Source organism: Pseudomonas sp. MG-9 (assembly GCF_018729515.1).
In the GTDB taxonomy this organism is placed as follows: Bacteria; Pseudomonadota; Gammaproteobacteria; order Pseudomonadales; family Pseudomonadaceae; genus Aquipseudomonas; species Aquipseudomonas serboccidentalis.
Window position 1 is genome coordinate 313719 of the sequence record NZ_JAHHZH010000008.1, and the last position, 24406, is coordinate 338124.

The following is a 24406-nucleotide window of genomic DNA, read 5'->3' on the forward strand; positions in this document are numbered from 1 at the left end:
GGGCTTGATTCAGATTCAAGGCCACCGATGGTCAGGTTCTTGCAAACCTGAGCATCAAGGCTTTGACAGCGATTACCAGCTGGCTTTAACCAGACCTGGAACGTCACCACGCATTGCCGCTTCACGCAGTTTGTTACGGCCAAGGCCGAACTTGCGGTAAACGCCGTGCGGACGACCAGTCAGGCGGCAACGGTTACGCATGCGCGAAGCGCTTGCGTCACGTGGTTGCTTCTGCAGAGCTACGGTAGCTTCCCAACGCGCTTCTGGACTTGCGTTCAGATCAACGATGATAGCTTTCAGCGCTGCACGCTTGGTGGCGTACTTGGCAACAGTGAGCTGACGCTTCAGCTCACGGTTTTTCATGCTCTTCTTGGCCATTTTCCTACTCCAATCAGTTGCGGAACGGGAATTTGAAAGCACGCAGCAGAGCGCGGCCTTCGTCATCGTTCTTGGCAGTGGTGGTCAGGGTAATGTCCAGACCGCGGAGAGCATCGATCTTGTCGTAGTCGATTTCCGGGAAAATGATCTGCTCTTTCACGCCCATGCTGTAGTTACCACGACCATCGAAGGACTTGGCATTCAGGCCGCGGAAGTCGCGAACCCGAGGCAGGGAGATCGACAGCAGACGATCCAGGAACTCGTACATACGCTCACGGCGCAGAGTCACTTTGACGCCGATCGGCCATCCTTCACGGACTTTAAAGCCAGCGATGGATTTACGAGCGTAGGTCACAACGACTTTTTGGCCGGTGATCTTTTCCAGGTCAGCAACAGCGTGCTCGATGACTTTTTTGTCGCCGATCGCTTCGCCCAGACCCATGTTCAGGGTGATTTTGGTAACGCGCGGAACTTCCATCACGTTCGAAAGCTTAAGTTCTTCCTTAAGTTTCGGAGCGATTTCCTTCCGGTAAATCTCTTTTAGTCGTGCCATGGTCTTCTACCTAGCAGTGTTCAAGCATCAACCGCTTTTTGGGTCGACTTGAAGACACGAATTTTCTTACCGTCTTCTACTTTGAAACCAACGCGGTCAGCCTTGTTGGTTTCGCCATTGAAGATGGCGACGTTGGAAGCGTGCAATGGCGCTTCTTTCTCGACGATACCGCCCTGTACGCCCGACATCGGGTTAGGCTTGGTATGACGCTTGACCAGGTTCAGACCACCAACAACCAGACGGTTGTCAGCAAGAACCTTCAGCACCTTACCGCGCTTACCTTTGTCTTTGCCGGCGATCACGATGATCTCGTCGTCACGACGAATCTTTTGCATGTCGGATCTCCTTACAGCACTTCTGGGGCGAGCGAGACGATCTTCATGAACTTCTCAGTACGAAGTTCACGGGTCACTGGCCCAAAGATACGGGTGCCGATCGGCTCTTGCTTGTTGTTCAGAAGAACAGCAGCGTTGCCATCAAAGCGGATAATGGAGCCATCAGCACGACGTACGCCGTGACGAGTGCGGACTACAACAGCAGTCATCACTTGGCCTTTTTTCACTTTACCGCGAGGAATTGCTTCCTTCACGGTAACTTTGATGATGTCACCGATACCAGCGTAACGACGATGGGAGCCACCCAGCACCTTGATGCACATAACACGGCGAGCGCCGCTGTTATCGGCCACATCGAGCATGGATTGAGTCTGAATCATATAATTTCTCCGACCCCTAGCCCTTAGACTTCCACAGCGCGTTCGAGAACATCAACCAGCGCCCAAGACTTGGTCTTGGCCATCGGACGAGTTTCACGAATAGTGACTTTGTCGCCGATGTGGCACTGATTGGTTTCGTCGTGCGCGTGCAGCTTAGTCGAACGCTTAACGTATTTACCGTAGATCGGGTGCTTAACGCGACGCTCGATCAGAACGGTGATGGTTTTGTCCATCTTGTCGCTGACAACACGGCCAGTCAGCGTACGGACAGTTTTTTCGGCTTCAGCCATGATCACTTACCTGCCTGCTGGTTGAGCACAGTCTTCACGCGAGCGATGTCACGCTTAACTTGCGAGAGCAGATGAGACTGCCCCAACTGGCCAGTTGCTTTCTGCATACGCAGATTGAACTGGTCGCGCAGCAAGCCGAGCAGTTGCTCGTTCAGCTGCTGTGCGGATTTTTCACGAAGTTCATTCGCTTTCATCACATCACCGTCCGTTTAACAAAGGAGGTGGCGAGCGGCAGCTTTGCAGCAGCCAGGGCGAAAGCCTCACGCGCCAGCTCTTCAGAAACACCCTCGATTTCATACAGGACTTTACCTGGCTGAATCTGGGCAACCCAGTACTCCACGTTACCCTTACCTTTACCCATACGAACCTCGAGAGGTTTTTTGGAGATCGGCTTGTCCGGGAATACACGGATCCAGATCTTGCCGCCACGTTTTACGTGACGGGTCAGAGCACGACGCGCTGACTCGATCTGACGAGCGGTGAGACGACCACGAGCAACAGACTTCAGCGCGAACTCGCCGAAGCTGACTTTGCTACCGCGCAGCGCCAGACCACGGTTGTGGCCGGTCATCTGCTTGCGGAACTTCGTACGCTTTGGTTGCAACATTTGGCGTACCCCTTACTTAGCAGCTTTTTTACGAGGCGCTGGTGCTTGTGGCTTCAGCTCTTCTTGGCGACCACCAATTACTTCGCCTTTGAAGATCCAAACCTTTACACCGATCACACCGTAGGTGGTGTGAGCTTCGTAGTTGGCATAGTCGATGTCGGCACGCAGGGTGTGCAGTGGCACACGACCTTCGCGATACCATTCAGTACGTGCGATTTCAGCACCGCCGAGACGACCGCTCACTTGGATTTTGATGCCTTTGGCACCAATGCGCATGGCGTTCTGTACTGCGCGCTTCATAGCGCGACGGAACATTACACGACGCTCCAGCTGCTGAGCTACGCTCTGCGCAACCAGCATACCGTCGAGCTCCGGCTTGCGGATCTCTTCGATATTGATGTGCACAGGCACACCCATTTGCTTGGTCAGGTCCTGACGCAGTTTCTCAACATCTTCACCTTTCTTCCCGATAACGATACCTGGACGAGCGGTGTGGATGGTGATGCGTGCAGTTTGGGCCGGACGATGGATATCGATACGGCTTACGGACGCGCTTTTTAGTTTGTCTTGGAGATACTCACGCACTTTCAGATCTGCGAACAAGTAGTCCGCATAAGTCCGACCGTCTGCGTACCAGACGGAGGTGTGCTCCTTGACGATTCCCAGGCGAATGCCAATGGGATGTACTTTCTGACCCATCTCTTCGACTCCGTTACTTGTCAGCAACCTTGACAGTGATATGGCAAGACCGCTTGACGATGCGATCAGCACGGCCTTTGGCACGTGGCATGATGCGCTTCAGCGAACGCCCTTCGTTGACGAAAACGGTGCTGACCTTCAGGTCATCAACGTCTGCGCCTTCGTTATGCTCGGCGTTGGCTACGGCCGACTCCAGCACTTTCTTCATGATCTCGGCGGCTTTCTTACTGCTGAAAGCCAACAGGTTGAGCGCTTCGCCCACCTTCTTCCCGCGGATCTGGTCGGCGACCAAGCGGGCTTTCTGGGCGGAGATTCGAGCGCCCGACAACTTAGCGGCTACTTCCATTTCCTTACCCCTTAACGCTTGGCTTTCTTGTCAGCCACGTGCCCACGATAAGTGCGGGTACCGGCGAACTCGCCCAGTTTATGGCCAACCATGTCTTCGTTCACGAGAACTGGGACGTGCTGACGGCCGTTGTGTACTGCGATGGTCAGACCGACCATTTGTGGCAGGATCATCGAACGACGCGACCAAGTCTTAATTGGTTTGCGATCGTTCTTTTCCGCCGCCACTTCGATCTTCTTCAGTAGGTGAAGATCAATAAAAGGACCTTTTTTCAGAGAACGTGGCACTGTCGTATCCCTCTATTTACTTGCGACGACGGACGATCATTTTGTCGGTACGCTTATTACCACGAGTCTTCGCGCCCTTAGTCGGGAAGCCCCATGGCGATACCGGATGACGACCACCAGAGGTACGACCTTCACCACCACCATGTGGGTGGTCAACCGGGTTCATGGCAACACCACGAACGGTTGGGCGAACGCCACGCCAGCGCTTGGCACCAGCTTTACCCAGCGAACGCAGGCTGTGCTCGGAGTTCGAGACTTCGCCCAGGGTCGCACGGCATTCAGCCAGGACTTTACGCATTTCACCGGAACGCAGACGCAGGGTAACGTACACGCCTTCACGAGCGATCAACTGAGCCGAAGCACCAGCGGAACGAGCGATCTGTGCGCCTTTACCTGGCTTCAATTCGATGCCGTGTACGGTAGAACCGACTGGAATGTTGCGCAGTTGCAGAGCGTTGCCTGGCTTGATTGGAGCCAGAGCGCCTGCGATCAGCTGGTCGCCAGCACTCACGCCTTTAGGGGCGATGATGTAGCGGCGCTCGCCGTCTGCGTAGCAGAGCAGTGCGATGTGAGCAGTACGGTTTGGATCGTATTCGATACGCTCGACAGTGGCGACGATGCCATCTTTGTCGTTGCGACGGAAATCGACCATACGGTAATGCTGCTTATGACCACCACCGATGTGACGAGTGGTAATACGGCCATTGTTGTTACGACCACCAGTCTTCGATTTTTTCTCGAGCAGCGGTGCGTGAGGAGCGCCTTTATGCAGCTCCTGGTTGACCACCTTGACCACAAAACGGCGGCCAGGGGAAGTCGGTTTGCATTTAACGATTGCCATGATGCACCCCTTCCTTACTCAGCACTGCTGCTGAAATCGAGATCTTGGCCTGGCTGAAGGGAGATAACTGCCTTCTTCCAGTCATTACGCTTGCCCAGACCGCGAGCAGTGCGCTTGCTCTTACCCAGAACGTTCAGGGTAGTGACGCGCTCTACTTTCACGCTGAACAGGCTTTCGACGGCCTTCTTGATTTCCAGCTTGGTTGCATCAGTAGCAACCTTGAAAACGAACTGGCCTTTCTTGTCTGCCAGAACCGTAGCCTTCTCGGAAACGTGCGGGCCAAGCAGAACTTTAAATACGCGTTCCTGGTTCATCCCAGCAGCTCCTCGAATTTCTTCACGGCCGACACGGTGATCAACACCTTGTCGTATGCGATCAGACTAACTGGATCGGAACCTTGCACGTCACGTACATCTACGTGTGGCAGGTTACGAGCAGCCAGGTACAGGTTCTGATCAACAGCGTCCGACACGATCAGAACGTCGGTCAGGCTCATGTTGTTCAGTTTGCCCAGCAGATCTTTGGTTTTCGGAGTTTCAACAGCGAAATCCTGAACCACGACCAGACGATCAGTACGCACCAGCTCAGCAAGGATGGAACGCATTGCTGCGCGATACATCTTCTTGTTCAGCTTCTGGGAGTGATCCTGTGGACGAGCTGCGAAAGTGGTACCGCCGCCACGCCAGATTGGGCTACGGATAGTACCGGCACGAGCACGGCCAGTACCTTTCTGACGCCATGGGCGCTTGCCACCACCACGAACGTCGGAACGGGTCTTTTGCTGCTTGCTACCTTGACGGCCGCCGGCCATGTAGGCCACGACTGCTTGGTGAACCAGCGTCTCGTTGAACTCGCCGCCAAATGTCAGTTCGGAAACTTCGATCGCTTGAGCGTCATTTACATTTAATTGCATGTCAGCTTCCCCTTAACCGCGAGCCTTGGCTGCTGGACGTACAACCAGGTTGCCGCCAGTAGCGCCAGGAACAGCGCCCTTGACCAACAACAGATTGCGTTCAGCGTCCACGCGCACTACTTCCAGGGACTGCACGGTCACGCGCTCAGCGCCCATATGACCGGACATTTTTTTGCCCTTGAATACACGACCAGGAGTCTGGCACTGGCCGATAGAGCCTGGGACGCGGTGGGATACGGAGTTACCGTGGGTGTTATCTTGCCCGCGGAAATTCCAACGCTTGATCGTACCCTGGAAGCCTTTACCCTTGGACTGACCGGTTACATCAACCAGTTGACCAGCGGCGAAGATTTCAGCGTTGATCAGATCGCCAGCCTGGTACTCGCCTTCTTCAAGACGGAATTCCATGGTAGTGCGACCAGCGGCAACGTTCGCTTTAGCGAAGTGGCCAGCTTGAGCTGCTGTTACACGCGAAGCACGACGCTCGCCGACAGTGACTTGCACTGCACGATAGCCATCGGTCTCTTCAGTTTTGAACTGGGTGACGCGATTCGGCTCGATCTCAATGACCGTGACCGGAATGGAGACACCTTCTTCGGTGAAAATACGGGTCATACCGCATTTACGACCGACTACACCAATAGTCATGTTGTAAACCTCATGAGTGTACGGGGCTTTCACCCGCTATGGCCGCCCATTTCAGAGCGTTACACGACCAAGACCGAGTCTTAGCCGAGGCTGATCTGCACTTCCACACCGGCCGCAAGATCAAGCTTCATAAGAGCATCAACGGTTTTATCCGTTGGCTGGACGATGTCCAGAACGCGCTTATGAGTGCGGATTTCGTACTGGTCACGCGCGTCTTTGTTGACGTGCGGGGAAACCAGAACGGTGAACCGCTCTTTACGGGTAGGCAGTGGAATTGGACCACGCACTTGAGCACCAGTACGTTTCGCGGTTTCCACGATTTCCTGGGTTGATTGGTCGATCAGGCGATGGTCGAAAGCCTTCAACCTGATACGGATTTGCTGATTTTGCATTGGATTTCAGACTCCGGCTGCTATTCCCACCGGGCGCAATACGCCCGTTAAAAGGAGGCGCAATTCTATAGACGCCCCAGATAGGTGTCAACCCAATAAAAAAGCCCCCGCTAAGCGGGGGCTTTTTCAATTCATCAAGCAGACTCTATAAAAGAGAATTACTCGATGATTTTGGCTACGACGCCAGCGCCGACGGTACGACCGCCTTCACGGATAGCGAAACGCAGACCGTCTTCCATCGCGATGGTTTTGATCAGGGTAACAGTCATCTGAATGTTGTCACCTGGCATTACCATTTCAACGCCTTCTGGCAGCTCGCAGTTACCAGTCACGTCAGTCGTACGGAAGTAGAACTGTGGACGGTAGCCTTTGAAGAACGGAGTGTGACGACCGCCTTCTTCCTTGCTCAGAACATAAACTTCTGCAGTGAACTTGGTGTGCGGCTTAACAGAACCCGGCTTAACCAGAACCTGGCCACGCTCAACGTCGTCACGCTTGGTGCCACGCAGCAGAACGCCGCAGTTCTCGCCAGCACGACCTTCGTCGAGCAGCTTGCGGAACATTTCAACACCGGTGCAAGTAGTAACGGTGGTGTCACGCAGACCAACGATTTCCAGCGGATCCTGAACGCGAACGATACCGCGCTCGATACGACCAGTCACAACAGTACCGCGACCCGAGATCGAGAACACGTCTTCGATTGGCATCAGGAACGGCTTGTCGATCATACGAACTGGCTCTGGAATGTAGGCATCCAGAGTCTCTACCAGCTTCTTAACAGCGGTAGTGCCCATTTCGTTGTCGTCTTTGCCTTCCAGCGCCATACGAGCCGAACCGATGATGATTGGAGTGTCATCGCCCGGGAAGTCGTAGGTGGACAGCAGGTCGCGAACTTCCATCTCAACCAGTTCCAGCAGCTCAGCGTCGTCTACCAGGTCAGCCTTGTTCAGGAAAACCACGATGTACGGAACGCCTACCTGACGGGACAGCAGGATGTGCTCACGGGTTTGTGGCATCGGACCATCAGCGGCCGAGCAAACCAGAATAGCGCCGTCCATTTGAGCAGCACCGGTGATCATGTTCTTCACGTAGTCAGCGTGACCTGGGCAGTCAACGTGAGCGTAGTGACGGATCTTCGAGTTGTACTCAACGTGTGCGGTGTTGATGGTGATACCGCGAGCCTTTTCTTCTGGTGCGCTGTCGATCTTGTCGAAGTCAACGATTGCGGAACCGAAAACTTCGGAGCAGACGCGAGTCAGAGCAGCAGTCAGAGTGGTTTTACCGTGGTCAACGTGACCGATGGTGCCAACGTTGACGTGCGGTAGGGAACGATCAAATTTTTCTTTAGCCACGACAATTAACTCCTAGCCTAAAGGGGCTGAATCAGCCTTGTTTTTTGGTTACGGATTCGACGATGTGCGACGGAGCCGTATCGTATTTTTTGAATTCCATAGAGTAGCTTGCGCGACCCTGGGACATGGAACGAACGTCGGTCGCATAACCGAACATCTCACCCAGTGGAACCTCGGCACGGATAACCTTGCCGGACACTGTGTCTTCCATACCCTGGATCATGCCGCGACGACGGTTAAGGTCGCCCATCACATCACCCATATAGTCTTCAGGCGTAACAACCTCTACCGCCATGATCGGCTCGAGCAACTCACCACCGCCCTTCTGGGCCAGTTGCTTGGTCGCCATGGAGGCAGCCACTTTAAACGCCATCTCGTTGGAGTCGACGTCGTGGTAAGAACCATCGAACACGGTAGCCTTCAGGCCGATCAGCGGATAGCCGGCAACAACGCCGTTCTTCATCTGCTCTTCGATACCCTTCTGGATAGCCGGGATGTATTCCTTAGGAACCACACCACCTACAACTTCGTTCACGAATTGCAGACCTTCCTGACCTTCGTCAGCAGGAGCAAAACGGATCCAGCAGTGACCGAACTGGCCACGACCGCCGGACTGACGAACGAACTTGCCTTCGATTTCGCAGTTCTTCGTGATGCGCTCACGATAGGAAACCTGAGGCTTACCGATGTTGGCTTCGACGTTGAACTCACGACGCATCCGGTCAACCAGGATGTCCAGGTGCAGCTCGCCCATGCCAGAGATGATCGTTTGACCAGTCTCTTCATCAGTCTTAACGCGGAAAGACGGGTCTTCCTGAGCCAGTTTGCCCAGAGCGATACCCATTTTTTCCTGGTCATCCTTGGTCTTAGGCTCTACGGCAACCGAAATAACCGGCTCCGGGAAGTCCATACGAACCAGGATGATTGGCTTGTCAGCGTTGCAGAGGGTTTCACCAGTGGTGACGTCCTTCATGCCGATCAGGGCCGCGATGTCGCCAGCGCGCACTTCCTTGATCTCTTCACGGGCGTTTGCGTGCATTTGCACCATACGACCCACGCGCTCTTTCTTGCCTTTAACCGAGTTGATCACGCCGTCGCCGGAGTTCAACACGCCCGAGTAAACGCGGACGAAGGTCAAAGTACCCACGAATGGGTCGGTAGCGATTTTGAACGCCAGAGCAGCAAACGGCTCGTCATCACTTGCATGACGCTCCATTTCCTCTTCCTCGTTATCAGGGTTGGAACCCTTGATAGCAGGAATGTCGGTAGGAGCAGGCAGGAAGTCGATAACGGCATCGAGAACCAGGGGAACGCCCTTGTTCTTGAACGAAGAACCGCAAACAGCCAGAACGATTTCGCCGGCGATAGTACGCTGACGCAAAGCAGCTTTGATCTCTTCGATCGACAGCTCTTCGCCTTCCAGGTACTTGTTCATCAGCTCTTCGTTGGCTTCGGCAGCAGCCTCAACCATGTTGTTGCGCCACTCTTCAGCCAGCTCTTGGAGCTCGGCAGGAATGTCCTTGCGAACAGGGACCATACCTTTGTCAGAGTCGTTCCAGTAGACAGCTTGCATGTTGATCAGATCGATCTGACCCTGGAAGTTGTCTTCGGAACCGATAGCCAACTGGATCGGCACCGGAGTGTGACCCAGACGCTGTTTGATCTGACCGATCACGCGCAGGAAGTTGGCACCAGCACGGTCCATCTTGTTTACGTAAACAAGACGTGGAACGCCGTATTTGTTGGCTTGACGCCATACGGTTTCCGACTGCGGCTCAACACCCGAAGTACCACAGAACACAACGACAGCGCCGTCGAGTACGCGCAGGGAGCGCTCAACTTCAATGGTGAAGTCTACGTGGCCCGGGGTATCGATTACGTTGAAGCGGTGCTCATGCGGGTACTGCTTCTCGGAACCTTTCCAGAAGGCGGTGATTGCAGCAGAAGTAATGGTAATACCACGCTCCTGCTCCTGCACCATCCAGTCTGTGGTCGCGGCGCCATCATGCACCTCGCCCATTTTGTGACTTTTGCCGGTGTAAAAAAGGACGCGCTCGGTGGTGGTGGTTTTACCAGCATCCACGTGAGCGACGATACCGATGTTACGGTAGCGACTAATCGGAGTAGTACGAGCCATAAAGCCCTCGCAAAATTAGTGAAGCTAAAATTAGAAGCGGTAGTGCGAGAAAGCTTTGTTGGCTTCAGCCATACGGTGCACGTCTTCACGCTTCTTAACAGCAGCACCTTTACCTTCAGCAGCATCCAGCAGTTCGCCAGCCAAACGCAGAGCCATAGACTTCTCGCCACGCTTACGGGCGAAGTCTACCAACCAGCGCATTGCCAGAGCGTTACGACGGGAAGGACGAACCTCGACCGGAACCTGGTAAGTAGCACCACCAACGCGGCGCGACTTCACTTCGACCAGCGGAGCGATGGCGTCGAGTGCTTTTTCGAAGAGTTCCAGGGGATCGGTGCCAGCCTTACGGGTCGCAACGGTTTCCAGGGCACCATAAACGATACGCTCGGCAACGGCTTTCTTGCCGCTTTCCATAACGTGGTTCATGAATTTGGCGAGGATCTGGCTTCCGTATTTCGGATCGTCCAGAATCTCACGCTTTGCTGCTACGCGACGTCTTGGCATGATAAGCCCTCAAGCGGTCTTCAGGTTAGCTCGGGACAGATCCAGTGGATGCGTGCCCGACCTTACTCTTATCGACTCAATAAAATGAAAATCTGCAAAACGACCGATTACTTCGGACGCTTGGTACCGTACTTCGAACGACCCTGGTTACGGCCTTTAACGCCGGAAGTATCCAAGGAGCCGCGAACGGTGTGGTAACGAACACCTGGCAAGTCTTTTACACGACCGCCGCGGATCAGTACCACGCTGTGCTCTTGCAGGTTGTGGCCTTCACCACCGATGTACGAGGAAACCTCGAAACCGTTGGTCAGACGCACACGGCATACTTTACGCAGTGCCGAGTTAGGTTTTTTCGGCGTAGTGGTGTACACACGGGTGCACACGCCACGACGTTGCGGGCAGTTCTGCAGCGCAGGTACGTCGGATTTCTCGACGATACGCTTACGCGGCTGACGTACCAGCTGGTTGATAGTTGCCATCTACTAGCTCCACTGTTGTCTTGCGACGCTATTGTCTTGCAAGAAAAGCAAAATGGCAGGAACGGATTCCCGCCAAATTTAGGGGATCAAGAGTCTAAAGAGGATCTTGTCCCCAGTCAAGGCAAGGCCCCGACCTCCCCGCCCGTCGAACCTAGACAAGTTGTCTCGATTCGACGAACGGAACGATCAGGGCCTCAGCTCATTTACCGCAGAACTCAGTTACCGCTCGAGTTCAGCGCTTCGGTCAGTGCAGCTTCCACTTCACTGGCGCTTACGCGCAACGGTTTGTCAGCATCACGGCGACGCTTGCGCTCGCTGTGATAAGCCAGACCGGTACCGGCCGGGATCAGACGACCCACAACCACGTTTTCTTTCAGGCCACGCAGGTAATCGCGCTTGCCGGTGACTGCCGCTTCGGTCAGTACGCGGGTGGTTTCCTGGAAGGAAGCCGCCGAGATGAACGATTCGGTGGACAACGACGCCTTGGTGATACCCAGCAGAACGCGAGTGAACTTGGAGACAAACTTGTCTTCTGCACTCAGACGCTCGTTCTCTACCAGAACGTGAGTCAGTTCCATCTGGTCGCCCTTGATGAAGCTGGAATCGCCGGACTCTGAGATCTCAACTTTACGCAGCATCTGACGCAGAATGGTCTCGATGTGCTTGTCGTTGATCTTCACGCCTTGCAGACGGTAAACGTCCTGGATCTCGTTCACGATGTACTTGGCCAGCGCGCTTACACCCAGCAGACGCAGGATGTCGTGCGGATCGCTTGGGCCGTCGGAGATAACTTCGCCGCGGTTTACCTGTTCGCCTTCGAACACGTTCAGGTGACGCCACTTCGGAATCAGCTCTTCGTACGGATCGCTACCGTCGTTCGGGGTAATGACCAGACGGCGCTTGCCCTTGGTCTCTTTACCGAACGCGATGGTGCCGCTGACTTCAGCCAGAATCGACGCTTCTTTCGGACGACGGGCTTCGAACAAGTCGGCAACACGCGGCAGACCACCGGTGATGTCGCGGGTTTTCGAAGTTTCTTGCGGGATACGAGCGATAACATCACCGATCGCGATCTTCGCACCGTCCGCAACACCGACCAGGGCGTTGGCTGGCAGGAAGTACTGAGCGATAACGTCAGTGCCTGGCAGCAACAGATCCTTGCCGTTGTCGTCGACCATCTTCACTGCAGGACGAATTTCCTTGCCGGCAGCTGGACGATCTTTCGCGTCGAGTACTTCAATGTTGGTCATACCGGTCAATTCGTCAGTCTGACGCTTGATCGTGATGCCTTCTTCCATGCCCACGTAGGTCACGGTACCTTTCATTTCGGTAACGATCGGGTGAGTGTGCGGATCCCACTTGGCCACGATTGCGCCAGCGTCGACCTTGTCACCTTCTTTAACCGAAATCACAGCACCGTACGGCAGCTTGTAACGCTCACGCTCACGACCGAAGTCATCAGCGATTGCCAGCTCACCGGAACGAGACACAGCAACCAGGTGGCCATCCACACGCTCAACGTGCTTCAGGTTGTGCAGACGGACAGTACCGCCATTCTTCACCTGAACGCTGTCGGCTGCGGAAGTACGGCTTGCCGCACCACCGATGTGGAACGTACGCATCGTCAGCTGGGTACCCGGCTCACCGATGGACTGGGCAGCGATAACGCCGACCGCTTCACCGATGTTCACCTGGTGACCGCGAGCCAGATCACGGCCGTAGCACTTGGCGCAAATGCCATAGCGGGTTTCGCAGCTGATCGGCGAACGCACGATCACTTCGTCGATGCTGTTCAGCTCGATGAACTCGACCCACTTCTCGTCTACCAGAGTACCGGCAGGAACGATAACTTCCTCGGTGCCTGGCTTGAATACGTCACGGGCGATAACACGACCCAATACGCGCTCACCCAACGGTTCTACAACGTCACCGCCTTCAATGTGCGGAGTCATCAGCAGACCGTGTTCGGTGCCGCAATCGATCTCGGTTACAACCAGATCCTGCGCCACGTCTACCAGACGACGAGTCAGGTAACCGGAGTTCGCAGTTTTCAACGCGGTATCCGCCAGACCTTTACGAGCACCGTGAGTCGAGATGAAGTACTGGAGTACGCTCAGACCTTCACGGAAGTTCGCGGTAATCGGCGTTTCAATGATGGAACCGTCCGGCTTGGCCATCAGGCCACGCATACCGGCCAGCTGACGAATCTGTGCTGCGGAACCCCGCGCACCCGAGTCGGCCATCATGTACATCGAGTTGAAGGACTCTTGGTCGACTTCGTCGCCGTGACGGTCGATGACTTTCTCTTTCGAGAGGTTGGCCATCATCGCCTTGGAAACTTCGTCGTTCGCCTTCGACCAAAGGTCGATCACTTTGTTGTACTTCTCGCCCTGGGTTACCAGGCCGGAGGCGTACTGGCTCTCGATCTCTTTCACTTCGTCGGTGGCTGCACCGATGATGCGGGCTTTTTCGTCCGGGATAACGAAGTCGTTAACACCGATGGAAACGCCGGAGATTGTCGAGTAAGCGAAACCGGTGTACATCAACTGGTCAGCGAAGATCACGGTCTCTTTCAGACCAACCACGCGGTAGCACTGGTTGATCAGCTTGGAGATCGCCTTTTTCTTCATCGGCAAGTTGACGACGTCGTACGATAGACCTTTTGGCACAACCTGGAACAGCAGCGCACGGCCGACGGTAGTGTCGACGATACGGGTACCGCTCACGCTGTTGCCGTCACGGTCGTTGACGGTTTCGTTGATACGTACTTTAACCTTGGCGTGCAGTGCGGCTTCGCCGGCACGGAACACACGGTCAACTTCCTGCAGATCCGCGAATACACGACCTTCGCCTTTGGCGTTGATCGCTTCACGAGTCATGTAGTACAGACCCAATACAACGTCCTGCGACGGAACGATGATTGGCTCACCGTTGGCTGGCGACAGAATGTTGTTGGTCGACATCATCAACGCACGCGCTTCGAGCTGGGCTTCCAGCGTCAGCGGTACGTGCACGGCCATTTGGTCGCCGTCGAAGTCGGCGTTGTACGCGGCGCAGACCAGCGGGTGCAGCTGAATAGCTTTACCTTCGATCAGTACCGGTTCAAACGCCTGGATACCCAGACGGTGAAGGGTCGGTGCACGGTTGAGAAGAACCGGGTGTTCGCGAATCACTTCAGCGAGAACGTCCCAAACCTCTGGCAGTTCGCGCTCGACCATTTTCTTGGCCGCTTTGATGGTGGTCGCGAGACCACGCATTTCCAGCTTGCCGAAAATGAACGGTTTGAACAGCTCGAGAGCCATCTTCTTCGGCAGACCGCACTGGTGCAGACGCAGGGTCGGACCTACGGTAATTACCGAACGACCGGAGTAGTCAACACGCTTACCGAGCAAGTTCTGACGGAAACGACCTTGCTTACCCTTGATCATGTCAGCCAGGGATTTCAGAGGACGCTTGTTCGAACCGGTGATAGCGCGGCCACGACGACCGTTGTCGAGCAGTGCATCGACAGCTTCCTGCAACATACGCTTTTCGTTGCGCACGATGATGTCCGGAGCGGACAGATCCAGCAGGCGCTTCAAACGGTTGTTACGGTTGATCACTCGACGATACAGATCGTTGAGGTCGGAAGTCGCGAAACGACCGCCATCCAGCGGGACCAGCGGACGCAGGTCTGGCGGCAGAACCGGCAGAACGGTCAGCACCATCCACTCTGGCAGGTTGCCGGAACCCTGGAAGGCTTCCATCAACTTCAGACGCTTGGACAGCTTCTTGATCTTGGTTTCGGAGTTGGTTTGCGGAATCTCTTCACGCAGACGGCCAATCTCGTGCTCCAGGTCGATAGCGTGCAGCAGTTCACGGACAGCTTCTGCACCCATGCGGGCGTCGAAATCGTCACCGAACTCTTCCAGCGCTTCGAAGTACTGCTCGTCGTTCAGCAGCTGACCTTTTTCAAGGGTGGTCATGCCTGGATCGATAACGACATAGCTCTCGAAGTAGAGAACGCGTTCGATATCACGCAGGGTCATGTCCATCAGCAAGCCGATACGCGACGGCAGCGATTTCAGGAACCAGATGTGGGCAACCGGCGAAGCCAGTTCGATGTGCGCCATGCGCTCACGACGAACCTTGGCCAGTGCAACTTCAACGCCGCACTTCTCGCAGATCACACCACGATGCTTCAAGCGCTTGTACTTACCGCACAGGCACTCGTAATCCTTTACCGGGCCAAAGATCTTGGCGCAGAACAGACCGTCACGTTCAGGTTTGAACGTACGGTAGTTGATGGTTTCCGGCTTTTTAACTTCACCGAACGACCACGAGCGGATCATCTCAGGCGAAGCCAATCCGATACGGATGGCGTCGAACTCTTCGACTTGACCCTGGTTTTTCAGCAAATTCAGTAGGTCTTTCAAGGCCTTTCCTCCTGGCGGAGCAGAGAGCGGGCAGTCCTGCCCCGCTCTCGATCGCGTCACGTGTTATTCGGTTTCCAGATCGATATCGATGCCGAGGGAACGAATTTCCTTGATCAACACGTTGAAGGACTCGGGCATGCCCGGCTCCATACGGTGATCGCCATCCACGATGTTTTTGTACATCTTGGTACGGCCGTTCACATCGTCCGACTTCACTGTGAGCATTTCTTGCAGAGTGTAAGCGGCACCGTATGCTTCCAGTGCCCAGACCTCCATCTCCCCGAAACGCTGACCACCGAACTGCGCCTTACCACCCAGCGGCTGCTGGGTAACCAGGCTGTACGAACCGGTAGAACGCGCGTGCATCTTGTCGTCTACCAAGTGGTTCAGCTTCAGCATGTACATGTAGCCAACGGTAACTGGACGCTCGAACTTGTTGCCGGTACGGCCGTCAGTCAGCTGCATCTGGCCGCTTTCCGGCAGGTCTGCCAGTTTCAGCATGGCCTTGATTTCGCTTTCCTTGGCACCGTCAAACACTGGAGTGGCCATTGGAACACCGCCACGCAGGTTCTTCGCCAGATCCAGGATTTCCTGATCGGAGAAGCTGTCCAGATCTTCGTTACGACCGCCGATCTGGTTGTAGATCTCGTCCAGGAAGGTACGCAGTTCAGCGACTTTACGCTGCTCTTCGACCATCCGGTTGATCTTCTCGCCCAGACCTTTGGCCGCGAGGCCCAGGTGGGTTTCAAGGATCTGACCAACGTTCATACGCGAAGGTACGCCCAACGGGTTGAGGACGACGTCGACCGGGGTGCCATTGGCATCGTGCGGCATGTCTTCAACTGGCATGATCACGGAGACCACACCTTTGTTACCGTGACGACCGGCCATCTTGTCGCCTGGCTGGATACGACGACGGATTGCCAGGTAAACCTTGACGATTTTCAGCACGCCTGGAGCCAGGTCATCGCCCTGCTGCAGTTTGCGCTTCTTGTCTTCGAACTTGTCGTCCAGCAGACGGCGGCGATCAACGATGTAGGCCTGAGCCTTCTCGAGCTGCTCATTCAGAGCATCTTCAGCCATGCGCAGTTTGAACCACTGACCATGCTCAAGACCGTCGAGTACTTCGTCGGTGATGTCCTGACCTTTCTTCAGACCGGCGCCGCCTTCAGCCTTGTGGCCTACCAGAGCGGAGCGCAGACGTTCGAAGGTCGCGCCTTCAACGATACGGAACTCTTCGTTCAGATCCTTGCGGATCTCGTCCAGCTGGGACTTCTCGATCGACAGAGCACGAGCGTCACGCTCAACGCCGTCGCGGGTGAAGACCTGTACGTCGATGACAGTACCTTTGGTGCCGGTTGGCACGCGCAGGGAAGTGTCTTTAACGTCGCTGGCTTTTTCACCGAAGATCGCACGCAGCAGTTTTTCTTCCGGAGTCAGTTGGGTCTCGCCTTTCGGAGTGACCTTACCCACCAGGATGTCGCCTGCGCCGACCTCAGCACCTACGTAAACGATACCGGCTTCGTCCAGCTTGTTCAGTGCAGCTTCACCCACGTTCGGGATGTCTGCAGTGATTTCCTCTGGGCCAAGCTTGGTGTCACGGGCCACACAGGTCAGTTCCTGAATGTGGATCGTGGTGAAGCGATCTTCCTGAACCACACGCTCGGACAGGCAGATGGAGTCTTCGAAGTTGAAGCCGTTCCATGCCATGAACGCGATGCGCATGTTTTGACCCAGCGCCAGTTCACCCATGTCGGTGGACGGGCCGTCGGCCATGATGTCGCTACGCTGAACGCGATCACCCTTGCTCACCAGCGGACGCTGGTTGATGCAGGTGTTCTGGTTCGAGCGGGTGTATTTGGTCAGGTTGTAGATGTCGACACCAGCTTCGCCGGTTTCAACTTCGTCATCCGCAACACGAACCACGATACGACTGGCATCAACGGAGTCGATCACGCCGCCACGACGAGCCACGACGCAAACGCCGGAGTCGCGAGCCACGTTACGTTCCATACCGGTACCTACCAGCGGCTTGTCAGCGCGCAGGGTTGGTACAGCTTGACGCTGCATGTTCGAACCCATCAACGCACGGTTGGCGTCGTCGTGCTCGAGGAACGGAATCAGCGACGCTGCAACCGAAACTACCTGCTTCGGCGAAACGTCCATCAGGGTGACGTCTTCCGGCGCCTTGACGGTGAATTCGTTCAGGTGACGTACGGCTACCAGTTCATCGATCAGAACTTTCTGCTCGTTCATGGTTGCCGAAGCCTGCGCGATCACGTGATCGGCTTCTTCAATGGCGGACAGGAACACGATCTCGTCGGTGACCACACCCTCTTTCACCACACGGTACGGGCTTTCCAGGAAGCCGTACTGGTTGGTGCGGGCGTAAGCAGCCAAGGAGTTGATCAGACCGATGTTCGGACCTTCCGGCGTTTCAATCGGGCATACACGACCGTAGTGAGTCGGGTGTACGTCACGGACTTCAAAGCCTGCGCGCTCACGAGTCAGACCACCAGGGCCGAGTGCAGAGACACGACGCTTGTGAGTGATCTCGGACAGCGGGTTGTTCTGGTCCATGAACTGCGAGAGCTGGCTGGAACCGAAGAACTCTTTCACCGCCGCAGCCACTGGCTTGGCGTTGATCAGGTCTTGCGGCATCAGGCCTTCGCTTTCGGCCATCGACAGACGCTCTTTGACCGCACGCTCAACACGTACCAGGCCAACGCGGAACTGGTTCTCGGCCATTTCGCCTACGCAGCGAACACGACGGTTACCCAGGTGGTCGATGTCATCGACGATGCCCTTACCGTTACGGATGTCGACCAGAGTCTTCAGTACCGCAACGATGTCTTCCTTGCACAGCACGCCCGAACCTTCGATCTCGGTACGACCGATACGACGGTTGAACTTCATCCGGCCGACCGCAGACAGGTCATAGCGCTCAGGGCTGAAGAACAGGTTGTTGAACAGGGTTTCGGCAGCGTCTTTGGTTGGCGGCTCGCCTGGACGCATCATGCGATAGATCTCGACCAGCGCTTCCAATTGGTTGCTGGTGGAGTCGATCTTCAGCGTGTCGGAGATGAACGGACCGCAGTCGATGTCGTTGGTGTACAGAGTTTCGATGCGAACAACGCCGGCCTTGGCGATTTTCGCCAGGACTTCGGTCGACAGCTCGGTGTTGCACTCTGCCAGGATTTCGCCGGTAGCCGGATGCACGATGACCTTGGCGGTGGTGCGACCCAGAACGTAGTCCAGAGGCACGTCCAGCTCTTTGATCCCGGCTTTTTCCAGCTGATTGATGTGGCGGGCAGTAATACGACGGCCCTGCTCGACAATCACCTTGCCTTTATCGTCCTGAATATCGAGAACAGCTACTTCACCGCGCAGACGCTGAGGCACCAGTTCCAGGCTCAGGCCTTCGCCTTTAACGTGGAATACGTTGGTGGTGTAGAACGCGTCCAGCACTTCTTCGGTGGTGTAGCCGAGCGCACGTAGCAATACCGAGGCCGGTAGCTTGCGACGACGGTCGATACGCACGAATACGCAGTCTTTCGGGTCAAACTCGAAGTCCAACCACGAACCGCGGTAAGGAATGATGCGCGCGGAGTACAGCAGTTTACCGGAGCTGTGCGTCTTGCCGCGGTCGTGGTCGAAGAACACGCCCGGGGAACGGTGCAGCTGGGAAACGATAACACGCTCGGTACCGTTGATTACGAAGGTACCGTTCTCAGTCATCAATGGGATTTCGCCCATGTAGACTTCTTGCTCTTTGATGTCCTTGATCGCTTTGTTCGACGATTCTTTGTCGAAAATGATCAGGCGCACTTTTACCCGCAAAGGTACGGCGAAAGTTACACCGCGCAATACGCATTCTTTGACATCAAATGCCGGTTCGCCCAGGCGATAACCGACGTACTCCAGCGCAGCATTGCCGGAGTAGCTGATGATCGGGAAAACGGATTTGAAGGCCGCATGCAGGCCCACGTCGCGGAACTGATCTTTAGTCGCTCCCGCTTGCAAGAATTCACGATACGAATCCAGCTGGATGGCCAGGAGGTAAGGCACATCCATGACGTCCGGCAACTTGCTAAAGTCCTTGCGGATACGTTTTTTCTCAGTATATGAGTAAGCCATCAGCGTTCCCCAGCTTGGTCACCTGCTTGTTTGGCCCCTCCCGACGGGAGCAGCCAGAAAATCGTGCAAACCCCATGGTTTGCTCCACCGCATCGGGTGGTTACAGCGCCTTTATCAGCACCGACCCAGTCGGCTGCCAATAACGGAAAAAGGCCGGTGGCAAGAGCCACCAGCCATCAGCCTGTCGCTTGACGCTCGGGCTGGAGGAGCAAAGTCGATACTTATTTCAGTTCGACTTTAGCGCCTGCTTCTTCCAGCTTCTTCTTAGCGTCTTCAGCAGCTTCTTTCGAAACGCCTTCAGCTACAACCTGAGGAGCGCCGTCTACTTTCTCTTTGGCTTCTTTCAGGCCCAGACCGGTCAGTTCACGAACTGCCTTGATCACGTTAACCTTCTTCTCGCCAGCTTCCAGCAGAACAACGTTGAACTCGGTTTGCTCTTCAACAACAGCGGCAGCAGCAGCTGGACCAGCCGAAGCAGCAGCAGCGGTAACACCGAAGGTTTCTTCCATCGCTTTGATCAGCTCAACGATTTCCACTACGGATTTCTGGCCGATTGCTTCGATGATTTGTTCGTTAGTCAGAGACATGACTCAATTCCTGAATTGGGGGACGGCCTACGCGACCATCGAAATAAACAAAAAACGCGAGAAGTTGACGAGCCTTAGGCTGCGGCAGCTTCTTTCTGGTCGCGAATTGCCGCCAGAGTACGAGCCAATTTGCTGGTAGCGCCTTGAATCACGCTCATCAGCTGAGAAATTGCTTCGTCACGGGTCGGCAGAGTTGCCAGTACGTCGATCTGATTAGCTGCGAGGAACTTGCCCTCGAACGCAGCTGCCTTGATCTCGAACTTGTCCTGACCCTTGGCAAACTCTTTGAAGATACGGGCAGCAGCGCCCGGATGTTCGTTCGAGAATGCAATCAGGGTCGGGCCGGTGAACACGTCGTTGAGGACACTGTATTGAGTGTCAGCAACAGCGCGCTTGAGCAGGGTGTTACGTACAACACGTACGTAAACGCCAGCTTCACGAGCCTCTTTACGGAGTCCGGTCATTGCGCCTACTGTTACGCCACGGGCATCAACCACGACAGCGGACAGAGCGACTTTGGCAGCCTCGTTGACTTCAGCGACGATGGCCTTCTTGTCTTCGAGATTAATTGCCACGGGTTTAACTCCTGCTTGTTACCGTTTCACTCGGTCGAAACCGAATGTCGTTTTGGTGTCTGATTCGGTAAGGAACCGGGAGCACCATCTGCGTAGGCTTATGGTTTAAGACTTGCGTCGCCTACGGTCTTGGATAGCCCCCGCCAGGCAGGGACCCCAATCTTTCAATTGGCGCGATCAACCGCGCCAACCTTTGTCTTACGCGTCCAGCGAGCTCTGGTCGATAACCAGACCTGGGCCCATAGTGGTGCTCAGGGTAACGCGCTTGACATAGATACCTTTCGAAGAAGCTGGCTTGATACGCTTCAGATCAGCGATCAGGGCTTCAACGTTTTCCTTCAGCTTGACGGCATCGAAGCCGATCTTGCCAACGGAAGTGTGGATGATGCCGTTTTTGTCGGTGCGATAACGAACCTGACCAGCCTTGGCGTTTTTGACCGCGGTGGCTACGTCTGGAGTTACGGTGCCGACTTTCGGGTTAGGCATCAGGCCACGTGGACCGAGGATCTGACCCAGTTGACCTACAACGCGCATGGCATCCGGGGATGCGATCACTACGTCATAGTTCAGGTCGCCGCCTTTCATTTCGGCAGCCAGGTCGTCCATACCTACACGGTCAGCGCCGGCAGCCAGAGCGGCCTCAGCAGCTGGACCCTGGGTGAACACAGCAACGCGAACGGTCTTGCCAGTGCCGTGTGGCAGCACAGTAGCGCTACGAACGACCTGGTCGGATTTACGCGGGTCTACACCCAGGTTTACAGCAACGTCGAACGACTCGCTGAACTTGACAGTCGACAGCTCAGCCAGCAGAGCAGCAGCGTCTACAATGTTGTAGGCCTTGCCTGCTTCGATTTTGCCGGCGATAGCCTTTTGACGCTTGGTCAGCTTAGCCATTACACACCCTCCACGTTAAGGCCCATGCTACGAGCAGAACCGGCGATAGTACGCACGGCTGCATCCATATCAGCTGCAGTCAGATCCGCGTTTTTGGTTTTCGCGATTTCTTCCAGCTGAGCACGGGTAACAGTGCCAACCTTAACGGTGTTCGGACGAGCGGAACCGCTGGTCAGACCGGCCGCCTTCTTCAGCAGAACCGAAGCAGGGGTGGATTTGGTTTCGAAAGTGAAGCTACGGTCGCTGTAGACGGTGATGATCACTGGAGTCGGCAGACCTGCTTCAAGACCCTGAGTACGGGCGTTGAAAGCCTTGCAGAATTCCATGATATTCACGCCGTGCTGACCCAGAGCAGGACCAACAGGTGGGCTTGGGTTAGCCTGAGCGGCCTTCACTTGCAGCTTGATGTAAGCGGTAATCTTCTTGGCCATGAGGCACTCCAATTACGGGTTCGAACGCCTCGAAAGGCTCCCCGGTTACTTGCGCGTTTATCCCAGTGACGACAAAACCCCACAGCCTAGGGCTGCGGGGTTGGGATGCTTGTTCAGCTAGACCTTTTCGACCTGACTGAACTCCAACTCTACCGGAGTAGAGCGACCGAAAATAAGCACTGCCACCTGGACACGGCTCTTTTCGTAGTTAACTTCTTCGACAGTGCCGTTAAAGTCAGCGAATGGGCCGTCAGTAACACGAACCACTTCACCTGGCTCAAACAAAGTCTTCGGCTTAGGCTTATCGCTACCATCAGCCACGCGACGCAGAATGGCTTCTGCCTCTTTATCGGTGATTGGCGCAGGCTTGTCGGCGGTACCGCCAATGAAGCCCATCACCCGAGGAGTATCCTTGACCAAGTGCCAAGTACCCTCGTTCATATCCATCTGCACCAGCACATAACCTGGGAAGAACTTGCGTTCGCTTTTGCGCTTCTGGCCATTACGCATTTCAACCACTTCTTCAGTGGGAACCAGAATTTCGCCGAAGCCATCTTCCATGCCAGCCAGCTTTACGCGCTCAATCAGCGAGCGCATGACATGCTTCTCGTAACCCGAGTAAGCATGCACAACGTACCAACGCTTAGCCACGGGACACCCTTAGCCGACAATCAAGGAAACAAGCCAGCCGAGCAGGGAATCAAGCCCCCACAACAGCAACGCCATAACCAGTACCACAGCCACAACAATCAAAGTGGTCTGCGTGGTTTCTTGGCGAGTTGGCCATACGACTTTACGAATCTCGGTGCGCGCTTCCTTAACCAGTACAAAGAACGACTTGCCCTTTGCGGTCTGCAGGCCCACAAAGGCAGCTACAGCAGCAATGACGAGCAAAGCGAGTACACGGTACAGGATCGGCGAAGCAGCGTAATACTGATTGCCAACAACGCCTACAACCACCAAAGCAACTACTACAAGCCACTTGAGCAGATCGAAGCGAGAGCCTTGAGCTTCAGCCTTAGGAGTCATCTATGAAGATCCTGTGAAAAGAAAGCCAGATACACCGAGTGAATCTGGCAGGTCAGGAGGGAATCGAACCCCCAACCTACGGTTTTGGAGACCGTCGCTCTGCCAATTGAGCTACTGACCTAAAACAAAATCAGGCCGACCATTATGCCGGCCCGAAAAATACATTACAACCGCTTATTCGATGATTTTAGCTACGACGCCAGCACCGACGGTACGACCGCCTTCACGGATAGCGAAACGCAGACCGTCTTCCATCGCGATGGTTTTGATCAGGGTAACAGTCATCTGAATGTTGTCACCTGGCATTACCATTTCAACGCCTTCTGGCAGCTCGCAGTTACCAGTCACGTCAGTCGTACGGAAGTAGAACTGTGGACGGTAGCCCTTGAAGAACGGAGTGTGACGACCGCCTTCTTCCTTGCTCAGAACATAAACTTCTGCAGTGAACTTGGTGTGCGGCTTAACCGAACCCGGCTTAACCAGAACCTGACCACGCTCAACGTCGTCACGCTTGGTGCCACGCAGCAGAACGCCGCAGTTCTCGCCAGCACGACCTTCGTCGAGCAGCTTGCGGAACATTTCAACACCGGTGCAAGTAGTAACGGTGGTGTCACGCAGACCAACGATTTCCAGCGGATCCTGAACGCGAACGATACCGCGCTCGATACGACCAGTCACAACAGTACCGCGACCCGAGATCGAGAACACGTCTTCGATTGGCATCAGGAACGGCTTGTCGATCATACGAACCGGCTCTGGAATGTAGGCATCCAGAGTCTCTACCAGCTTCTTAACAGCGGTAGTGCCCATTTCGTTGTCGTCTTTGCCTTCCAGCGCCATACGAGCCGAACCGATGATGATTGGAGTGTCATCGCCCGGGAAGTCGTAGGTGGACAGCAGGTCGCGAACTTCCATCTCAACCAGTTCCAGCAGCTCAGCATCATCTACCAGGTCAGCCTTGTTCAGGAAAACCACGATGTACGGAACGCCTACCTGACGGGACAGCAGGATGTGCTCACGGGTTTGTGGCATCGGACCATCAGCGGCCGAGCAAACCAGAATAGCGCCGTCCATTTGAGCAGCACCGGTGATCATGTTCTTCACGTAGTCAGCGTGACCTGGGCAGTCAACGTGAGCGTAGTGACGGATCTTCGAGTTGTACTCAACGTGTGCGGTGTTGATGGTGATACCGCGAGC

General features: G+C 55.2%; 28 protein-coding genes and 1 tRNA gene. All 29 read right to left on the reverse strand.

Annotation, left to right across the window (positions count from 1 at the left end; all coding sequences use genetic code 11):
* Nucleotides 1-72: 72 nt before the first annotated feature.
* Complete coding sequence (gene rpsN, locus KKQ10_RS21875; RefSeq protein ID WP_003228726.1) at nucleotides 73-378, reverse strand: 30S ribosomal protein S14; 306 nt, start codon at nucleotides 376-378, stop codon at nucleotides 73-75.
* A 13-nt stretch (nucleotides 379-391) separates the two neighbouring features.
* On the reverse strand, nucleotides 392-931 hold the full coding sequence (gene rplE / locus KKQ10_RS21880) for a 50S ribosomal protein L5 (protein WP_003210069.1): 540 nt from the start codon (nucleotides 929-931) through the stop codon (nucleotides 392-394).
* Nucleotides 932-951: 20 nt separating this feature from the next.
* On the reverse strand, nucleotides 952-1266 hold the full coding sequence (rplX, locus tag KKQ10_RS21885) for a 50S ribosomal protein L24 (protein ID WP_003186046.1): 315 nt from the start codon (nucleotides 1264-1266) through the stop codon (nucleotides 952-954).
* 11 nt (nucleotides 1267-1277) lie between these two features.
* The gene (gene rplN, locus KKQ10_RS21890; protein ID WP_002555479.1) at nucleotides 1278-1646 is read right to left on the reverse strand and encodes a 50S ribosomal protein L14; all 369 of its coding nucleotides are present in this window, start codon (nucleotides 1644-1646) and stop codon (nucleotides 1278-1280) included.
* Nucleotides 1647-1669: 23 nt separating this feature from the next.
* Nucleotides 1670-1936: a 30S ribosomal protein S17 gene (gene rpsQ, locus KKQ10_RS21895; protein ID WP_003194644.1), complete on the reverse strand. Its 267-nt coding sequence runs from the start codon at nucleotides 1934-1936 to the stop codon at nucleotides 1670-1672.
* 2 nt (nucleotides 1937-1938) lie between these two features.
* The gene (gene rpmC, locus KKQ10_RS21900; RefSeq protein ID WP_002555481.1) at nucleotides 1939-2130 is read right to left on the reverse strand and encodes a 50S ribosomal protein L29; all 192 of its coding nucleotides are present in this window, start codon (nucleotides 2128-2130) and stop codon (nucleotides 1939-1941) included.
* Nucleotides 2130-2543, reverse strand: a complete 414-nt coding sequence (gene rplP, locus KKQ10_RS21905) for a 50S ribosomal protein L16 (protein ID WP_003228729.1) — start codon at nucleotides 2541-2543, stop codon at nucleotides 2130-2132. The genes rpmC and rplP overlap by 1 nt, the downstream gene beginning before the upstream one ends.
* Nucleotides 2544-2555: 12 nt before the next feature.
* Complete coding sequence (gene rpsC / locus KKQ10_RS21910) at nucleotides 2556-3242, reverse strand: 30S ribosomal protein S3 (RefSeq protein WP_003176422.1); 687 nt, start codon at nucleotides 3240-3242, stop codon at nucleotides 2556-2558.
* Nucleotides 3243-3255: 13 nt separating this feature from the next.
* Nucleotides 3256-3588 (reverse strand): 50S ribosomal protein L22, encoded by a 333-nt coding sequence (gene rplV / locus KKQ10_RS21915; protein WP_003103908.1) that lies wholly within the window; start codon nucleotides 3586-3588, stop codon nucleotides 3256-3258.
* 11 nt (nucleotides 3589-3599) lie between these two features.
* Complete coding sequence (rpsS, locus tag KKQ10_RS21920; RefSeq protein ID WP_003228731.1) at nucleotides 3600-3875, reverse strand: 30S ribosomal protein S19; 276 nt, start codon at nucleotides 3873-3875, stop codon at nucleotides 3600-3602.
* Between the two features lie 16 nt (nucleotides 3876-3891).
* Entirely contained in the window at nucleotides 3892-4716 is an 825-nt protein-coding gene (gene rplB / locus KKQ10_RS21925; RefSeq protein ID WP_003228734.1) for a 50S ribosomal protein L2, read from the reverse strand.
* Nucleotides 4717-4730: 14 nt separating this feature from the next.
* Entirely contained in the window at nucleotides 4731-5030 is a 300-nt protein-coding gene (gene rplW, locus KKQ10_RS21930; protein ID WP_002555488.1) for a 50S ribosomal protein L23, read from the reverse strand.
* Complete coding sequence (gene rplD, locus KKQ10_RS21935; RefSeq protein ID WP_003228735.1) at nucleotides 5027-5629, reverse strand: 50S ribosomal protein L4; 603 nt, start codon at nucleotides 5627-5629, stop codon at nucleotides 5027-5029. Before rplD ends, rplW begins: the two co-directional genes overlap by 4 nt.
* A gap of 12 nt (nucleotides 5630-5641) precedes the next feature.
* Entirely contained in the window at nucleotides 5642-6277 is a 636-nt protein-coding gene (gene rplC / locus KKQ10_RS21940; RefSeq protein WP_003228738.1) for a 50S ribosomal protein L3, read from the reverse strand.
* 80 nt (nucleotides 6278-6357) lie between these two features.
* The gene (gene rpsJ / locus KKQ10_RS21945; RefSeq protein ID WP_003186070.1) at nucleotides 6358-6669 is read right to left on the reverse strand and encodes a 30S ribosomal protein S10; all 312 of its coding nucleotides are present in this window, start codon (nucleotides 6667-6669) and stop codon (nucleotides 6358-6360) included.
* A 158-nt stretch (nucleotides 6670-6827) separates the two neighbouring features.
* Entirely contained in the window at nucleotides 6828-8021 is a 1194-nt protein-coding gene (gene tuf, locus KKQ10_RS21950; RefSeq protein ID WP_064361246.1) for an elongation factor Tu, read from the reverse strand.
* A gap of 31 nt (nucleotides 8022-8052) precedes the next feature.
* Nucleotides 8053-10158, reverse strand: a complete 2106-nt coding sequence (gene fusA / locus KKQ10_RS21955; RefSeq protein WP_064589462.1) for an elongation factor G — start codon at nucleotides 10156-10158, stop codon at nucleotides 8053-8055.
* A 30-nt stretch (nucleotides 10159-10188) separates the two neighbouring features.
* Complete coding sequence (rpsG, locus tag KKQ10_RS21960) at nucleotides 10189-10662, reverse strand: 30S ribosomal protein S7 (protein WP_007916467.1); 474 nt, start codon at nucleotides 10660-10662, stop codon at nucleotides 10189-10191.
* Nucleotides 10663-10769: 107 nt separating this feature from the next.
* The gene (gene rpsL, locus KKQ10_RS21965; RefSeq protein ID WP_003186084.1) at nucleotides 10770-11141 is read right to left on the reverse strand and encodes a 30S ribosomal protein S12; all 372 of its coding nucleotides are present in this window, start codon (nucleotides 11139-11141) and stop codon (nucleotides 10770-10772) included.
* A 215-nt stretch (nucleotides 11142-11356) separates the two neighbouring features.
* Nucleotides 11357-15556: a DNA-directed RNA polymerase subunit beta' gene (gene rpoC, locus KKQ10_RS21970; RefSeq protein WP_127651272.1), complete on the reverse strand. Its 4200-nt coding sequence runs from the start codon at nucleotides 15554-15556 to the stop codon at nucleotides 11357-11359.
* Nucleotides 15557-15619: 63 nt separating this feature from the next.
* The gene (gene rpoB, locus KKQ10_RS21975) at nucleotides 15620-19693 is read right to left on the reverse strand and encodes a DNA-directed RNA polymerase subunit beta (protein WP_027614262.1); all 4074 of its coding nucleotides are present in this window, start codon (nucleotides 19691-19693) and stop codon (nucleotides 15620-15622) included.
* A 221-nt stretch (nucleotides 19694-19914) separates the two neighbouring features.
* Complete coding sequence (gene rplL, locus KKQ10_RS21980; protein WP_003228750.1) at nucleotides 19915-20280, reverse strand: 50S ribosomal protein L7/L12; 366 nt, start codon at nucleotides 20278-20280, stop codon at nucleotides 19915-19917.
* 74 nt (nucleotides 20281-20354) lie between these two features.
* Nucleotides 20355-20855, reverse strand: coding sequence for a 50S ribosomal protein L10 (gene rplJ / locus KKQ10_RS21985; protein WP_008081912.1), 501 nt, complete (start codon nucleotides 20853-20855; stop codon nucleotides 20355-20357).
* Nucleotides 20856-21053: 198 nt separating this feature from the next.
* Entirely contained in the window at nucleotides 21054-21749 is a 696-nt protein-coding gene (gene rplA / locus KKQ10_RS21990; RefSeq protein WP_003228754.1) for a 50S ribosomal protein L1, read from the reverse strand.
* Nucleotides 21749-22180 carry a 50S ribosomal protein L11 gene (rplK, locus tag KKQ10_RS21995; protein WP_003228756.1) on the reverse strand — a complete coding sequence of 144 codons (432 nt, stop codon included), beginning with the start codon at nucleotides 22178-22180 and terminating at the stop codon, nucleotides 21749-21751. The genes rplA and rplK overlap by 1 nt, the downstream gene beginning before the upstream one ends.
* Before the next feature lie 117 nt (nucleotides 22181-22297).
* The gene (nusG, locus tag KKQ10_RS22000) at nucleotides 22298-22831 is read right to left on the reverse strand and encodes a transcription termination/antitermination protein NusG (protein WP_025113545.1); all 534 of its coding nucleotides are present in this window, start codon (nucleotides 22829-22831) and stop codon (nucleotides 22298-22300) included.
* A 9-nt stretch (nucleotides 22832-22840) separates the two neighbouring features.
* On the reverse strand, nucleotides 22841-23209 hold the full coding sequence (secE, locus tag KKQ10_RS22005; protein WP_064589465.1) for a preprotein translocase subunit SecE: 369 nt from the start codon (nucleotides 23207-23209) through the stop codon (nucleotides 22841-22843).
* A gap of 45 nt (nucleotides 23210-23254) precedes the next feature.
* Nucleotides 23255-23330 (reverse strand) — tRNA-Trp (locus tag KKQ10_RS22010).
* Nucleotides 23331-23383: 53 nt separating this feature from the next.
* A partial coding sequence (gene tuf, locus KKQ10_RS22015; protein WP_215502259.1) for an elongation factor Tu occupies nucleotides 23384-24406 on the reverse strand: 1023 nt, incomplete at its 5' end.

Bases quoted from the DNA above. Each gene is read 5' to 3' on its own strand.
- rplB (WP_003228734.1), bottom strand. From the start codon at position 4,716: ATGGCAATCGTTAAATGCAAACCGACTTCCCCTGGCCGCCGTTTTGTG.
- rplX (WP_003186046.1), bottom strand. From the start codon at position 1,266: ATGCAAAAGATTCGTCGTGACGACGAGATCATCGTGATCGCCGGCAAA.
- rpsN (WP_003228726.1), bottom strand. From the start codon at position 378: ATGGCCAAGAAGAGCATGAAAAACCGTGAGCTGAAGCGTCAGCTCACT.
- rplL (WP_003228750.1), bottom strand. From the start codon at position 20,280: ATGTCTCTGACTAACGAACAAATCATCGAAGCAATCGGCCAGAAATCC.
- rpsC (WP_003176422.1), bottom strand. From the start codon at position 3,242: ATGGGTCAGAAAGTACATCCCATTGGCATTCGCCTGGGAATCGTCAAG.
- rplA (WP_003228754.1), bottom strand. From the start codon at position 21,749: ATGGCTAAGCTGACCAAGCGTCAAAAGGCTATCGCCGGCAAAATCGAA.
- rpsL (WP_003186084.1), bottom strand. From the start codon at position 11,141: ATGGCAACTATCAACCAGCTGGTACGTCAGCCGCGTAAGCGTATCGTC.
- fusA (WP_064589462.1), bottom strand. From the start codon at position 10,158: ATGGCTCGTACTACTCCGATTAGTCGCTACCGTAACATCGGTATCGTC.
- secE (WP_064589465.1), bottom strand. From the start codon at position 23,209: ATGACTCCTAAGGCTGAAGCTCAAGGCTCTCGCTTCGATCTGCTCAAG.
- rplV (WP_003103908.1), bottom strand. From the start codon at position 3,588: ATGGAAGTAGCCGCTAAGTTGTCGGGCGCTCGAATCTCCGCCCAGAAA.
- rpsQ (WP_003194644.1), bottom strand. From the start codon at position 1,936: ATGGCTGAAGCCGAAAAAACTGTCCGTACGCTGACTGGCCGTGTTGTC.
- rpsJ (WP_003186070.1), bottom strand. From the start codon at position 6,669: ATGCAAAATCAGCAAATCCGTATCAGGTTGAAGGCTTTCGACCATCGC.
- rpoB (WP_027614262.1), bottom strand. From the start codon at position 19,693: ATGGCTTACTCATATACTGAGAAAAAACGTATCCGCAAGGACTTTAGC.
- rplC (WP_003228738.1), bottom strand. From the start codon at position 6,277: ATGACTATTGGTGTAGTCGGTCGTAAATGCGGTATGACCCGTATTTTC.
- rplD (WP_003228735.1), bottom strand. From the start codon at position 5,629: ATGCAATTAAATGTAAATGACGCTCAAGCGATCGAAGTTTCCGAACTG.
- rpmC (WP_002555481.1), bottom strand. From the start codon at position 2,130: ATGAAAGCGAATGAACTTCGTGAAAAATCCGCACAGCAGCTGAACGAG.
- rplW (WP_002555488.1), bottom strand. From the start codon at position 5,030: ATGAACCAGGAACGCGTATTTAAAGTTCTGCTTGGCCCGCACGTTTCC.
- rpsG (WP_007916467.1), bottom strand. From the start codon at position 10,662: ATGCCAAGACGTCGCGTAGCAGCAAAGCGTGAGATTCTGGACGATCCG.
- rplP (WP_003228729.1), bottom strand. From the start codon at position 2,543: ATGTTGCAACCAAAGCGTACGAAGTTCCGCAAGCAGATGACCGGCCAC.
- rplN (WP_002555479.1), bottom strand. From the start codon at position 1,646: ATGATTCAGACTCAATCCATGCTCGATGTGGCCGATAACAGCGGCGCT.
- rplK (WP_003228756.1), bottom strand. From the start codon at position 22,180: ATGGCCAAGAAGATTACCGCTTACATCAAGCTGCAAGTGAAGGCCGCT.
- rplE (WP_003210069.1), bottom strand. From the start codon at position 931: ATGGCACGACTAAAAGAGATTTACCGGAAGGAAATCGCTCCGAAACTT.